The sequence below is a fragment of the Erwinia sp. STN24 genome, assembly GCF_041320675.1.
Lineage (GTDB): Bacteria > Pseudomonadota > Gammaproteobacteria > Enterobacterales > Enterobacteriaceae > Erwinia > Erwinia aeris.
This window is the reverse complement of sequence record NZ_JBGGPM010000001.1, coordinates 1,835,011-1,848,353: the sequence shown is the minus strand read 5'-3', so window position 1 is coordinate 1,848,353 and position 13,343 is coordinate 1,835,011. Positions and strand designations below refer to the sequence as shown.

The following is a 13,343-nucleotide window of genomic DNA, read 5'->3' as shown; positions in this document are numbered from 1 at the left end:
TCTAATCAGGTCAGTCCAGAACGCGCGAAAACAGCGCGTTATGACGCAGAAGCAGACGTTCTGCGCGGCGTCAGGGTAGCCTGGCCGCTGTGGCAAAATCAAATCGGATTTTCCTCAGGGTTTTATGCTGCGCTACGGGCGTTATCACCCGGCAGGCGCGTTCAGGTTTTAGCCAGCTTTGCCGATAATCCGCGTAAGCGCTGACGAAATATCGCGCAATTCAACTATTCAGGCGCCGTTTTGCCACTGTTCTGTTTTGAGGAATACATTATGCCGGGGATACCAGTTCGTCTGTCAGGGAAATTGATCTTTGGCGGCATTTCGATGCTGCTGTTAACCATGCTGCTGGTTTGGTTCGCTATTACCCTGCGCGGACAGCCGCGCGTGGTCGAGGCCAGCAACAGCCTGATCCAGCAAACCGGTGAAAACATCGTGGGCCAGCTGAATCAGCAACTGCTGCGCATTGAAGGTGAAGTGGTGAGCATGGCGCGCCTGGCGGAAGTGCTGCCGCACCAGGAGACATTGGTGAAAAGCGTGCTGCCGCAGATTATCGACAGCAAGGGCGATAAAAGCATTGCGGGCGGCGGTATCTGGCCGGAACCCAACGCCTTTACCGAAGGCGTTGCTCGACGTAGCTTCTTCTGGTCTCGTGGCGCAGGCGGCGCGCTGGTCTGGTCAGACGGCTACAACGAGCCGGGCAGCGCGGGCTACCATAACGAGAGCTGGTATACCTCTGCCCGGGAAGCGTCGCGCAGCAAATGCAGCTGGTCGGAAGTTTATCAGGATCCGATTTCCCAGGTGAATATGGTCACCTGTAGCGTGCCTTACGTGCAGGGCGAAAAGTTTGCCGGCGTGGCGACTTTTGACGTGCTGCTGGATAATCTTTCCGGTTTTATGCAGAGCCACGGCAATCTGACCGGCGGCTACGCCTTTGCGTTGGATGGCGCGGGCAACGTGCTCTATTTCCCCGGCGGCAAAGATAAGGCGCTGAAGAAGTTCAGCGCGCTGGCGGCGGAAAAACCCTGGCTGGCACCGGTGCTGAAGGGCATCGCGGAAAATAAAACCATGACTACCCTGAATCACATTCAGGATGGCGTACTGAATAAGCAGGCGCAGGTTACGCTGTTCAGGATGCCCGACACAGGCTGGATTATCGGCCTGGTAACGCCGCAGGCGAAAGTCACCGCGCTGGCGGATAATATCCTGCAGGATATCTTTATCGTACTGATCCCGGCGCTGGTGGTTCTGCTGGTGCTGGTCTGGCTGTTTGCCCGTCGTCTGGCGGCAAGGCTGGAGTCAACCCGCGCGGCGCTGGATGAAATCGCCAACGGCGACGGCGACCTGGCCCGTCGTCTGGCCACGGTCGGTAAAGATGAAATCGCCGAAATCGCGGTGTCGTTTAACCAGTTCGTCGATAAAATCGCAGGCGTGATCACCAGCGTACAGGCCAGCGGCGTCAACGTGGCCGCCAGCGCCAGTTCGCTGGCGGAAGGCAACCAGGCGTTCTCGGCGAAAATCAGCGATCAGGCGGCGGCGCTGGAGCAGAGCGCGGCGGCAATGGAGCAGCTCAACGCCACGGTACAGCTGAATGCGGAAAATACCCGTCTGGCGGACTCCTTTACGGAGCAGACGGCGCAGATCGCCCGCAGCAGCAGCGAGGTAATGAATCAGGTGATTGCTACTATGGCTTCGATCAAAACGTCCTCCAGCCGCGTGGGCGAAATCCTCAGCGTGATTGATGGGATCGCCTTCCAGACCAATATACTGGCGCTGAACGCGGCGGTGGAAGCGGCCAGGGCGGGCGAACAGGGGCGTGGCTTCGCCGTGGTCGCGGCGGAAGTGCGTGCTCTGGCGCAGCGCAGCGCCGCTGCGGCGCAGGAGATCAAAGCATTGATTAGCGAGTCCGACACCACGGTGCTGGCCGGCAGTCGGCTGGTGGAAGGCGCGGGCGAAAAGCTGGCGGGCCTGGTGAACGACGTGCTGAAAGTCAAAGAGGTAGTGGGTGAAATCCGCGTAGCGGGCGACGAACAGAGCAAAGGCATCAGCGAGGTCACCCTGGCGGTGTCGCAGATGGAGCGCGGCATTCAGCAGAACCTGCTGCTGGTGACGCAGACGGCGGAAAACACCGAAGCGCTGCGCACGGAAGCCGCCCAGCTGGCGCAGGATATCTCCGCGTTCAGAGTGGCCTGACGCTAACTAATAAAAACCCGGCATCGTGCCGGGTTTTTATTTTCGTTCCTGCATCGCTTTATGGAGAAGGGCGATGGCTTCAGGATAAAGGGTTACGCGATCTTTATCAGGCGTAATCCGGCCTGTAGATCAGCGTTTGCAGCCAGTCGTCAATCTCCTGCGGCTCTTCCACACCGGCCAAACCGTGCTTAAACAGGTAGCGTATCAGGCCGCTGGCTATGGCGATTTCCGTTTTAACGATATCGGCCTGGGAAGGATAGAGCTTGCCTTTTTCCCGCTCCGCCTTGCTGACCTGACGTGCGCACAGGCGGGCCGCTTCGATAAACAGCTTGTCGTCCACGCGCGCCGGTCTGGCGGCGTAAATCGCCAGGCTGACCGCCGGGAAAATATAAAAATTATTCGCCTGGCCGGGATAGCGCGTTTCACCGTTAATTTTTTCTTCTCCGAACTGCACGCCCGCCGCAAACAGCGCCTTGCCGTCGCTCCATTCATAGGCCTGTTTTGCGGTACATTCCGCATTTTCGGTGGGGTTGGAGAGTGCAAAAATGATTGGCCGGTCGTTCAGCTTACTCATCGCTTTTACCACGCCTTCGCTGAACAGCCCGCCCTGAGTGCTGACGCCAATCAGCATGGTGGGCTTAACGCGCTCAACCACTTTTTGCAGATCGCTTTCTGCGGGCATGTCGTGCGCATAGGCTTTTTGCGATGTATTCAGGTCGTCGCGCTCAGCGGTAATCAGTCCTTGTTTATCAAACAGCGTAATTGCCTGTTGCGCTTGTTTCCGATCGGCACCTTCCTGCACCATAGCGTCAACCAGCATATTGGCGATACCGGTGCCTGCCGAACCTGCACCGGCAAACAGCACGCGCTGTTCCGCCAGCCTGCCGCCGGTTGTCTCCAGCGCGGTCAGCAGGCCCGCAAGCACCACGCTGGCAGTGCCCTGAATATCATCGTTATACACCAGCGCCTGCTGCTGGTAGCGCTGGAGATAGCGGATGGCGTCGTCGCCCTGCCAGTCCTCAAAATGGATGCAGCAGCCGGGAAATACGTCGTTGACGGCGGCGACAAATTCATCCAGCAGCTCGTCCAGCGCCTGCTGGTCAAGCTTTGCTTCCCGCAGGCCGGTATAAAGCGGATCGTCCCGAAGCTGTTCGTTGCCGGTGCCGATATCCAGATGCACCGGCAGCAGCCCCTGAGGCGGCACGGCGGCGCAGGCGGTATAAAGCTGCAGCTTGCCCACCGGAATGGGCGCGCCGTTGGCGCCAATATCGCCCAGCCCTAAGATGCGGCCACCAGAGGTCACGCAGATAAAGCGCACCTCTTTTTGCGGCCAGTTACGCAAAACTTCTTTCAGTCGGCCTTTCATTTGCCGGGTCAGATACATGCCTTTGGGACGTCGATAGATATGGCCATATTTTCGGCAGGCGTCGGCGATAGTCGGATCGTAAACCAGCGGGATAAAAGTAACCGGATCGGACATCAGCGTGGCGTAAAACAGCGTTTCGTTGCGGTCAGCCAGCTCCTGCAAATAGATATACTTCTCAATATCGTCGGGTTTGTTGTCCAGATGTTCCAGCACACGCTGCATTTGCGTTGCCAGCGAATCCACCGCAGGCGGCAGCAGCCCTTCAAGATGCGCGTCCGCTCTTTCCTGCTGGCTGAAAGCGGTATCTTTATTCTGCGTGGCGGAAGCCAACAGGCGGTAGTCTGGTCTGGTCATCACATTCCCTTACTGGTCGCAATACATCAATTCGGTAAGCCTGGCTGAAAGCGCTTAACGTTGCTGGAGGGAAAATGTAACAAAATCAAAGAGGATAAACGGTAAGGGCAAAAAAAAACCTCGCCTTGGCGAGGTCAGGAACCTACTTAATATAGCTGCGGATAGCCTCAGCAATGGCTTTGTTCGGACCGCGGTGATCCTCGCGCTGTTCCGTATCATCGGCCACTTTTTGCAGGTATTTATTCAGCTTGCCGCCGGTCGGCACGTTGCCATAGGCAATCAGCATCTGCACGATCTGCCTGAGCGCAAGCAGCTCGACGGTAAGACGTTCAACAACAGGATCTTTATCTGGCATCAGGGGGGACTCCGGTACGGTTTTTCAGTGACTTTATGGTGATTTTACGGCGGGCGCGTAAAAACCAATCAGTGGAATACCGCAGAATAACGGCGTCAAATCCCGGCGGTGCAGGCGTCAGGAAAGATAAAGCACCGCGCCCGGCACCTGTAGCAGGGTGTAAAGCTCCGCAGAGGAAGGGTCAGCAAGCTCCTGCTGTAGCTGCGGTGAACGGTAGCGCATCACATGGATTTTCTTCAGCTGATGCCAGACCAGGATAGCGGAAACCGTCAGCGAGCAGGTATGGTCGCTTTGCAGACAGAGCAGCGTGTAATGCCACTCCTCATCCAGCTCGTTGGAAAAAAACTGTACGCTTTCCGGCGGCAGCAGCGCGCGCAGATCCGGCAGCAGAAACTGGCTGACGTCCCGGGTAAGACGCAGGGTAAAAGTGGCGGTTCGCATAGAGCATTCCTTGTCGTTAGTCGGCCGTTGCAGGCGCTGAGGCGAGTATCAATCCCAATCCTTTGGCGTTAATCGTTAACTCAGTGAGCGGTGATTGACGTACAACACCTTAAACTATAGCGCTTACTATTGTTATCTGACTGATAATGAGACGCAATGGGATCCATCTGAACAGAGGTGATAATGAGAAATAATTTATTGTTTATCTGTGCCTTATTGGCAACCGGCTGTGCGCAGAATGTCAGTAAACCAGCCTCGCTGAACATGAAAAACCCGGCGGCGGCCTGGTGCATTGAGCAGGGCGGTACATCAGAGATCGTGAAAACGGCGCAGGGCCAGAGAGGCTACTGCACGCTGCCTGGCGGCGAGCGCATCGACGAGTGGCAGCTTTATCGACGGGATCATAAATAAAGGCGGGCTCAGCAAAGAAATGCCGGTAGTAAAGGGAATAACTTTATGTGCCGGCATTGCTGTACAACGCGGTTTATCTGTCTTGTAAAATTATAAAGGTACGTTTTTGCTATGCCGTAGTTGATTGAGTATTTTAAGGCAAAGCTGCAATGTATTTTTGAAGTCTGGTTGCGTATGAGTGAGTATTCGCGTCAACGCCTGCAGGCTCGTCATCCTTCGCCACCGACAATCTTACGCTGGCCGTGGGTCTACACAGTTGGATTTGTACCGGCTGGCTGACGTTATTGTTTTGATAAAAATAAATAAGCCTCGTTCAAGTGAATAATAAAAAGGTATGAAATTCTGTATATTTCATCAGTTTTGTACATGCTCAGTCACGTCCTGGCTCTCATTTTTGATAAAAATACAAAATCAAAAATTCACGTGATTGAAGGAGGTTTTATACGGTTTTATCCCTAAGTTAAATTGATCTTTTGTTGCACACCCTTATTCCATAAGGTCTGAAAGGGCTATGCAATAAAATTCATACAAATCATAAAGATGATCTAATTTTGTTAAACCTTTTCTATGTAATATTTAGTTACATTATTTTGTTTTTAGTCATGCGCAAACATTCTTACACTCCGGCTATAAGGTCTTGTCCGAAAATCTTCGATTTCAGATAAAAGCCCAAAAAATATAGTGTCGATATGCTGGTGAATGGAATGCGCTCGCTTTTAATTCCGGGGTGTTGATTCTTGTCGGATGATGAGAACCGGGATGTTGTTCTGGCAGGGTTTGCCTTTTTCGTTAATTTCTCACTGGTATTGACCGTTTCTATAATTTCATAGAACAGGGACAGCCATGTCTGACTCTTCCTTTCAGTGCGAAATACCCAAGGCACGTATTAATTTAAAACTTGATTTGCATACGGGTGGAGCGAGCAAGAAAACCAAGCTCCCCCTGAAATTACTGGTTGCGGGCGATTTCAGCAACGGCCGGGAGTCTGCACCACTATCTGAGCGCAAAAAAGTTAATCTGAACAAAAATAACTTTGACTCAGTTCTTTCTGAATATTCCCCAAAAATAAATCTGACCGTTAAAAATACGCTTGCCGGTGACGGTTGCGAAGACAACGTCAGTCTGACATTCCGGAGCATAAATGAATTCTCCCCGGAGCAGGTTTCCCGACAAATCCCGCAGCGGTACGCGACTGGATGCGTGACACCGGCGATGTGCCGGAAAGCTGTTTTGCGGTGCAGGGCTATAGCGCAAGCCGTCCGATCGCAACCAATGACGCCCCGAAGGGCCGTGCACTCAACCGCCGTGTCGAAATCAGTCTGGTACCGCAGGCCAACGCCTGTCAGATATCGGGCAAAACCCTGGCGTCATCGCAGGATGATGACGCATCACAACACAATGGAGAGTAATTTCATGGCAATTCCTGTTTATCTTTGGCTGAAAGACGACGGTGGTGCGGCCATTAAAGGGTCTGTGGACGTTCAGGATCGTGACGGTAGCATCGAAGTGGTGGCGCAGGAGCATAACCTGTACATCCCGACCAACAATAACACCGGCAAGCTGACCGGTACCCGTATCCACACCCCGTTCCTGTTCACCAGGGAAATCGACTCGTCCAGCCCGTATCTGTACAAGGCGGTGACCACCGGTCAGACCCTGAAATCTGCGGAATTCAAGTGGTACAAAATCAACAACTCGGGCCAGGAAGTGGAGTACTTCAACACCAAACTGGAAAACGTGAAAGTGGTGAAAGTAAACCCGGTGATGCACGACATCAAGGATCCTGCTTACGAGAAGCATAACCACCTTGAGCAGATCGAGCTGCGTTACGAAAAAATCACCTGGACCTACAAAGACGGCAACATCATTCATTCCGACTCCTGGAACGAACGCGCCACCGCCTGATTACGCGTCATATTTCGCGCCGCAGGTGCGTTGGCTCGCTCCGGTCATACAGTTATCTATGTTCCCGGAGACTTACGAACTTGCCGCCTTCCTGCGACACGAACTCTTTAGCGTAATCCTCGTTTTTAAGCGGAGGGGATAACCTTTCTGCTGTTTTGCTGAACGTCTGCAGTACGCGGGCTTTCAGCAAAGAAACCGACAAACTGTCTGCCAGCCTGACCTTGTGCGCTTTGGTCCCCTGAACAAAGGGAAACAGCGAAGGGCGGTAGCGTGACCAGGAACCGATAAAGAGAGAATCTCATGGAGAATCCGGCAAGCCTTCTTCGACGTCTTAATCCCTACTGCGCCCGTGCGATGGAAGGGGCTGCCTCCCTGTGTCAGACCCGCACCCATGCAGAAATCCTGCCTGAGCACTGGCTGCTGACGCTGCCCGAACAGGGGGAAGACCATCAGAGGGTGGACATTCTTTCCCTTCGTCGTAAGAACAACCCGATCCTGGTTGGCGAGCCTGGCGTGGGTAAAACCGCGCTGACCGCCGCCTGCCTGCTGCCGGATACCGGCGCACGCAACGTCAACAGTCTGCTCAATCAACAAATTCTGCCGGTGCTGAGTCAGCAGTTGCTGACCCACATGGCTGCAAAACAGAAACCCGGTCGTACGCCTTAGCTCGAGTGAGAAAGAGGGTATCGGACTGGAGTTTGGCCGTACACAAGGAGTGAACGTATGAGCATCAACTTGCCGATAAGATTCAGCCATAACCACCATCAGCTGGCGGTAAAAGAGTGCAGTTCGGAGCTTGATGTGCTGGCGTTTGAAGGTGATGAAGCCCTGAGCACGCCGTTCAGCTACCGTATTGAATTTACCAGCGGTAACCATGCCATCAGCAAAGAAATGATGCTGATGAAAGCCTCCTCTCTGACGCTGCAGGCCCCGGTTGACCGGGGTTACGGTATTAAAGTGCAGCAGCCAGTGCGGGTAATTCAGGGCGTGGTTACGGGCTTTGAACGTCTCAGTACCTCAAAAGATGAGACGCATTATGCCCTGACGCTCCGGCCACGCCTGGCCCTGCTTGACCGTTCACACCAGAACGCCATTTACCAGGACATGTCGGTGCCACAAATCGTGGAAAAAGTCCTGCGCGAGCGTCACAACATGCGCGGTCAGGATTTTCTGTTCTCGCTAAGTCGTGAATACCCGCGGCGTGAACAGGTGATGCAGTACGGTGAAGACGACCTGCACTTCATCACCCGCCTGTTGGGTGAGGTGGGTATCTGGTTCCGCTTTACCACTGATACGCGTCTGAACATCGACGTCGTGGAGTTTTACGACGGTCAGCAGGGGTATGAAAAAGGCCTGACGCTGCCATCGGTTCCGCCATCAGGACAGCATTCGGAGGGCGTGGACCCGGTCTGGGGCATGGAGAGCCACCATAACGTGGTACAGAAGCAGGTCAGCACCCGTGATTACAACTACCGTCAGGCCACGGATGACATGGACACCCGGGTCGATGCCACCCGCGGGGATGCCACCACCTACGGTGAGGCCTATCACTATGCGGATAACTATCTGACGGCGGGTGATACCCATGACCACAATCCGGCACCGGAGTCCGGGGTGTTTTATGCCCGCATTCGTCATGAGCGCTACCTGAATGGCCAGACGCAGACCCATGCCATCACCAGCTGCCCGACGCTCTCTCCGGGGCAGGTTCTGAAAGTCACCGGCGGGTACGAAGTGGCCGACGTGTTTGCTCATGGCGTGGTCATCACGGCGATGCACAGCCATGCGCGGCGTGATGAGGACTTCGGCGTCAGGTTTGACGGTATCCCGGACAGCACCGACTTTTGTTATCGTCCTGAGCCCGGTTCACGCCCGGTGATGGCCGGCACATTACCGGCCCGCGTCACCAGCACCATCGAAAATGACACCTACGGCCATATCGATAAAGACGGCCGCTACCGCGTCAACATGCTGTTTGACCGTGATAACCGGGAGACCGGGTTCGAGAGCCTGTGGGTCCGGCAGTCACGTCCCTATGCCGGCGATACTTACGGTCTGCACCTGCCGCTGCTGGCGGGCACCGAAGTGGCGATTGGCTTTGAAGACGGTAACCCGGACCGGCCGTACATCTCCGGCGTGCTGCACGACTCGGCCCACGGTGACCATGTCACTATCCGAAACTACAAACGTAACGTCCTGCGCACCCCGGCGAACAACAAAATCCGCCTCGATGACAGTCGTGATCAGGAGCATATCAAGGTCTCCACCGAGTACGGCGGCAAGAGTCAGCTGAATCTGGGACATTTAGTGGATGCTGAGAAGCAGAAGCGCGGTGAGGGTTTTGAGCTCAGAACCGACAGCTGGGGAGCCATCCGGGCACAGAAAGGGATGTTCATCAGCGCTGATGGCCAGACGAAAGCGCAGGGCCAGGTGCTGGAGATGCAGCCGGCGGTCAGCAATCTGGGTAATGCCCGGGAGCAGATGACATCCATCTCCGATGACGCGCAGAAGGCGACCGCGAACCCGGCCGATCTCCAGGCGCAGGTCACGCTGCTGGAACAGCAGCTGACGGGCCTCAAAAAATCGGTGCTGCTGCTCAGCGCGCCGGAGGGTATGGCGATGACCAGTGGACAACATCTGCAGGTATCTGCTGGCCAGAACCTGATAGCCACTGCCGGTAAAAATGCAGACGTCAGCGTGGTGAAAAATCTGTTCATCGGCGTGGGTAATGCCCTGAGCGTGTTTGTTCGGAAGCTGGGGATCAAGCTCATCGCGAACCAGGGGCCGGTAAAAATACAGGCGCAGAATGATTTGATGGAACTGGTGGCGCGTGGGGAACTCAGTATTACCAGCACTGAGGATGAGATCAAAATCATCGCAAAGAAGAAGCTGACTCTGAATGGTGGTGGAAGCTATATCAGGATTGATGCAAGTGCGATTGAATCTGCTACTGCAGGTGAATATCGTACGAAAGCAGGACACTATGGGCGTAAGGCAAGCGCATCAGAAAAGGTCACGCTGCCTGTATTTCCTGTAATGGAACCTGGCGAACAAAGTTTACGTTTTGCTTTCCCTGGTGCCGATAGTGTCATTCAAAGTATGGACTGGATGACAAATCAGCCATACAACATTACTGACAGCAATGGGAAAATCCTGTCGACCGGCACAGTAGACAGTTCAGGTCGCTTCCCGAAAATAGTGCTTCCTGAAAGCGATACATTAAACTTAATCATAGGGCGAGAAACCTGGGTTAAAGAAGAGCTTCCAACATCAGTTGCAGAGGCTGAGGTAGATAGTGCGGAAGATATAGAATCACTGGAGCCTGATACTGATTCGGATGATACCGAGACAGCTGAAAGTCATACTTCTGCGCTAACTGAATCAATGATTGCAAAACTATTAAATTTAACTACGACAGGATGAACTATGTTAAAGGAAATTTGGAAGTCTATTTTTTGCTTTATAATCGTGCTTTCTGGCTTTAGTGCATCTGCAACTTGCCTAAAGGAAGGGGATAAAGTAAGTCTCACAGGAGTTGTTAGCGAAGAATTATACTACGGCCCTCCTGGCTGGGGAGAGGATAAAATCAATGATGAGAAACTATATGAGTGGATATTGCATTTAAAACAGCCACTCACATGTGTAATAGACGCAGATACTGACAATCAAAACTGGAATCAGGACGTTCAGTTGATAATGCATGATAGTAATGAGTATAAAGTAAATAAAAATCTTCTTGGGAAAAGTGTCACTATTGATGGTGTAATATTTCTTGCCGAGACCGGATATCACATGACGCCAGTTTTATTAGATGATGCCAGGTTTGAAGTTGCGAGCAAATAGTAGAGAGGATTAATTAAAATGCGCTTTATAAATGCTATCTATCATGCATCGACGAAAACGGTAGAATATGAGTCATCGAGTGGCACAAGATTGTTAAAAACTGGGGGCTCACTGAATTGGCGATTCAATAACCCAGGGAATCTCATTTCTGTAAAAAACCAGCAAGGAAAAATCGGTGTTGGGGTTGTCTACAATCCAGGAAAACATTCATTTGCTATATTTTCTAGCATAGAAGCTGGTGATAATGCAAAACGATCTCTTCTTAAAAGAAAATATAATGATTATACTATTCCAGAAATGATGGAAAAATATGCACCGTGGAGTGATGGTAATAACCCTGAAGCTTATGCCGATTTTATCATGTCTGAAAGCGGGGTCGCCAAGGGGGAGAAAGTAGGAGATCTTGACGATACAAAATTCAGTAAGGTAATCAAGGCAATTAGCAAAAAGGAAGGTGGCTTGAAGCCGGGCACTGAAAAATGGGTGTATGTGACAAATGTGACTGTTTCTGATGGCTCTCGACCAGTTGCTGATGTGCCATTTAAAGTGACACTAGGAAGCACTAGCTACGAGTGGAAAACAGATGCTTACGGCAAGCTCAAGACAATCATCCATACGAAACAAGGAATGGCTATTGTTGTCAAATATATGAATTCTGCTGGAAAAGAGGATGTTGTTTATTCAGGTGTTGCTGGGGATGAAACGAAAAATATACTGCTTACAAGAAAATTTTCGCAATTCTCTGCAAAAACACTTTCCGAGACTCCCGAAGCTCCACGTGAGAAGAGCACTCAGAAGCCGATTGAGTACATAGTCATGTCAGGTGACACTCTCTCGAAAATTGCCGAACGTTATAAGTCAAACGCTGATGAAATAGCCAAAAACAATAATATAAAAGATGTGAGTAAGATCTTTCCAGGTCAGCATTTGACGATATATGGTGTCAATGCTAATAGTCATTCGATCTATACCGTTGCTCCAGGGGACACTTTGGCGAAGATCGCAGAAAAAAATGGTGTGAATGTTGAAGATATTGCGCGGCAGAATAATATATCAGATCCTAATAAAATATACCCGGGACAATCAATTTCTATAGACAAAAATGGTAGTAACACTGCGGGCGAGACCAAAAAATCAGCAGTTAATCCACCAACCTCAAAAAAAGTGAGTAAACAACAGAAAAAAAATAGCGAAATCAATACTCATAAGAAAGCGCTAGAACCGGTTGGAGGAAAAAATTCTGGTAATCCGATTGCGTTACTCCCTCATGATCAGAGAGAGGCTCCATGGATGGCGGTTGCAATTAAAGCAGCTAAAAAATGGAAGGGAACTGGAGAAAAAAGTATAGAAGATAATTACCACTATTTAATTAACGCTAAAGGTTCCTTATCGAATACTGCATGGTGTGCATCATTTGTAAATTATTGTTTGAAAGAATCTTCTTATGATTACTCAAAAAGTTACCCTCAGTCTTCTCAATTTCCTGCATATGATAAAGTAAAATTTGTAGAAATTGATAAGCCAGTTTATGGCGCATTAATGGTATTTCGAACCTATACAAATTCTGGGGATCGTTTTACTGGAAATGGACATGTATCATTGGTTTATGGTAAAACTATACATGGGGATATTGCTGGGCTTGGGGGGAATCAAGGTGGTTCTAAATTTGGCGGAGGTACAATAAAATTGTCCATATATAGCACTACTAAAGTGGTGTCCAGATTTAGAATGACGGTCAAGGAGGAAAGGAACGTCCCCGTATATCAAAAATTTTTTAGATTCTATGTCCCAGTAGTTTATAAAAACTATGCAAAAGAAAGTTCTGCAGAGTTGATGGTTGTTGATGTGGATGATGTAAATAATAATTTATTCTGTTTTGATAATAAAGAAATTTCCTCTCGAGATGAAGGCGGTGGTCGATGAAGATATTAATGCCCATATTTATTTTTTTCTATTCAATGAATGTTTTTTCTGGTGAGCCCGGAGGAATAACTTTGTATGTTAAGCCATTATCTTCAGCTATAGATTATAAATATGTAATTGATGGTTTTTTTAGGAATTATTATGGGATTGACAATGTAAATACGCCAACATGTAACTTAAATGACTACAACCCTTATGTAGATAAGGTATATTTAAATACCCCTTTAAAAGGGGTGGGCGATCATGACCTTCTTCAAGCTATACATTCTCATGAAACTCGGATAAGAGTAGCCAATATTTTATCAAAGTTTAAGGATGATAAAGTGTCTGGGTTTGATGGGATTATGTTCTATGAGCTAAAAAAAGATGAAATAATTATTTATACATTTGATTCGAGAGATCCTGATAAGTTGTACACAACTAAAATTAAAGTTTACAATTTGATATCTAAAAAATCACTTGGTGAGGCAATATGCAACTCTATTAGTTCAAAAATACTTCCTCCTTCACCATAATTTGATGGGGGCGTTTTTCTGAGTTAGTTAATAAAGTGAT

The 13,343-nt window shown here is 50.5% G+C and carries 10 protein-coding genes and 3 pseudogenes; 10 read left to right on the top strand and 3 right to left on the bottom strand.

Features of this window, described 5'->3' with window-relative positions; translation table 11 throughout:
* Positions 1 to 270: 270 nt before the first annotated feature.
* The gene (locus tag ACA373_RS08715; protein WP_370734342.1) at positions 271 to 2,190 is read left to right on the top strand and encodes a methyl-accepting chemotaxis protein; all 1,920 of its coding nucleotides are present in this window, start codon (positions 271 to 273) and stop codon (positions 2,188 to 2,190) included.
* Between the two features lie 106 nt (positions 2,191 to 2,296).
* On the opposite strand, the gene ACA373_RS08710 is transcribed toward ACA373_RS08715, so the two are convergent.
* From ACA373_RS08710 to ACA373_RS08700, 3 genes are all read right to left on the bottom strand, one after another.
* Entirely contained in the window at positions 2,297 to 3,910 is a 1,614-nt protein-coding gene (locus ACA373_RS08710) for an NAD-dependent malic enzyme (RefSeq protein WP_370734341.1), read from the bottom strand.
* Between the two features lie 142 nt (positions 3,911 to 4,052).
* Entirely contained in the window at positions 4,053 to 4,265 is a 213-nt protein-coding gene (locus ACA373_RS08705) for a hypothetical protein (RefSeq protein ID WP_125290841.1), read from the bottom strand.
* A 117-nt stretch (positions 4,266 to 4,382) separates the two neighbouring features.
* Positions 4,383 to 4,706: a hypothetical protein gene (locus ACA373_RS08700; RefSeq protein ID WP_253459578.1), complete on the bottom strand. Its 324-nt coding sequence runs from the start codon at positions 4,704 to 4,706 to the stop codon at positions 4,383 to 4,385.
* Positions 4,707 to 4,889: 183 nt separating this feature from the next.
* On the opposite strand from ACA373_RS08700, the gene ACA373_RS08695 reads away from it, so the two are divergent.
* From ACA373_RS08695 to ACA373_RS08655, 9 genes and pseudogenes are all read left to right on the top strand, one after another.
* On the top strand, positions 4,890 to 5,117 hold the full coding sequence (locus ACA373_RS08695) for a DUF333 domain-containing protein (RefSeq protein WP_369895753.1): 228 nt from the start codon (positions 4,890 to 4,892) through the stop codon (positions 5,115 to 5,117).
* An 843-nt stretch (positions 5,118 to 5,960) separates the two neighbouring features.
* A pseudogene (locus ACA373_RS08690) lies at positions 5,961 to 6,239 on the top strand (type VI secretion system contractile sheath small subunit); the annotation flags it as partial.
* Positions 6,240 to 6,298: 59 nt separating this feature from the next.
* Positions 6,299 to 6,526: pseudogene (locus ACA373_RS08685) on the top strand (OmpA family protein); the annotation flags it as partial.
* Between the two features lie 4 nt (positions 6,527 to 6,530).
* The gene (gene hcp, locus ACA373_RS08680; protein WP_370734466.1) at positions 6,531 to 7,022 is read left to right on the top strand and encodes a type VI secretion system effector Hcp; all 492 of its coding nucleotides are present in this window, start codon (positions 6,531 to 6,533) and stop codon (positions 7,020 to 7,022) included.
* A gap of 525 nt (positions 7,023 to 7,547) precedes the next feature.
* A pseudogene (locus ACA373_RS08675) lies at positions 7,548 to 7,749 on the top strand (hypothetical protein); the annotation flags it as partial.
* Entirely contained in the window at positions 7,746 to 10,445 is a 2,700-nt protein-coding gene (locus tag ACA373_RS08670; RefSeq protein WP_370734340.1) for a type VI secretion system Vgr family protein, read from the top strand. The pseudogene ACA373_RS08675 and the gene ACA373_RS08670, both read left to right, overlap by 4 nt.
* Before the next feature lie 3 nt (positions 10,446 to 10,448).
* Positions 10,449 to 10,865 (top strand): DUF4431 domain-containing protein, encoded by a 417-nt coding sequence (locus ACA373_RS08665; RefSeq protein WP_301253295.1) that lies wholly within the window; start codon positions 10,449 to 10,451, stop codon positions 10,863 to 10,865.
* 18 nt (positions 10,866 to 10,883) lie between these two features.
* Positions 10,884 to 12,788, top strand: a complete 1,905-nt coding sequence (locus ACA373_RS08660; protein ID WP_370734339.1) for a TIGR02594 family protein — start codon at positions 10,884 to 10,886, stop codon at positions 12,786 to 12,788.
* Positions 12,785 to 13,303 carry a hypothetical protein gene (locus ACA373_RS08655; protein WP_301253569.1) on the top strand — a complete coding sequence of 173 codons (519 nt, stop codon included), beginning with the start codon at positions 12,785 to 12,787 and terminating at the stop codon, positions 13,301 to 13,303. The genes ACA373_RS08660 and ACA373_RS08655 overlap by 4 nt, the downstream gene beginning before the upstream one ends.
* Positions 13,304 to 13,343 lie beyond the last annotated feature (40 nt).

What these genes read in the sequence shown, in the direction of transcription:
- ACA373_RS08715 (WP_370734342.1), top strand. Translation starts at nt 271, where the DNA reads ATGCCGGGGATACCAGTTCGTCTGTCAGGGAAATTGATCTTTGGCGGC.
- ACA373_RS08710 (WP_370734341.1), bottom strand. Translation starts at nt 3,910, where the DNA reads ATGACCAGACCAGACTACCGCCTGTTGGCTTCCGCCACGCAGAATAAA.
- ACA373_RS08705 (WP_125290841.1), bottom strand. Translation starts at nt 4,265, where the DNA reads ATGCCAGATAAAGATCCTGTTGTTGAACGTCTTACCGTCGAGCTGCTT.
- ACA373_RS08700 (WP_253459578.1), bottom strand. Translation starts at nt 4,706, where the DNA reads ATGCGAACCGCCACTTTTACCCTGCGTCTTACCCGGGACGTCAGCCAG.
- ACA373_RS08695 (WP_369895753.1), top strand. Translation starts at nt 4,890, where the DNA reads ATGAGAAATAATTTATTGTTTATCTGTGCCTTATTGGCAACCGGCTGT.
- hcp (WP_370734466.1), top strand. Translation starts at nt 6,531, where the DNA reads ATGGCAATTCCTGTTTATCTTTGGCTGAAAGACGACGGTGGTGCGGCC.
- ACA373_RS08670 (WP_370734340.1), top strand. Translation starts at nt 7,746, where the DNA reads ATGAGCATCAACTTGCCGATAAGATTCAGCCATAACCACCATCAGCTG.
- ACA373_RS08665 (WP_301253295.1), top strand. Translation starts at nt 10,449, where the DNA reads ATGTTAAAGGAAATTTGGAAGTCTATTTTTTGCTTTATAATCGTGCTT.
- ACA373_RS08660 (WP_370734339.1), top strand. Translation starts at nt 10,884, where the DNA reads ATGCGCTTTATAAATGCTATCTATCATGCATCGACGAAAACGGTAGAA.
- ACA373_RS08655 (WP_301253569.1), top strand. Translation starts at nt 12,785, where the DNA reads ATGAAGATATTAATGCCCATATTTATTTTTTTCTATTCAATGAATGTT.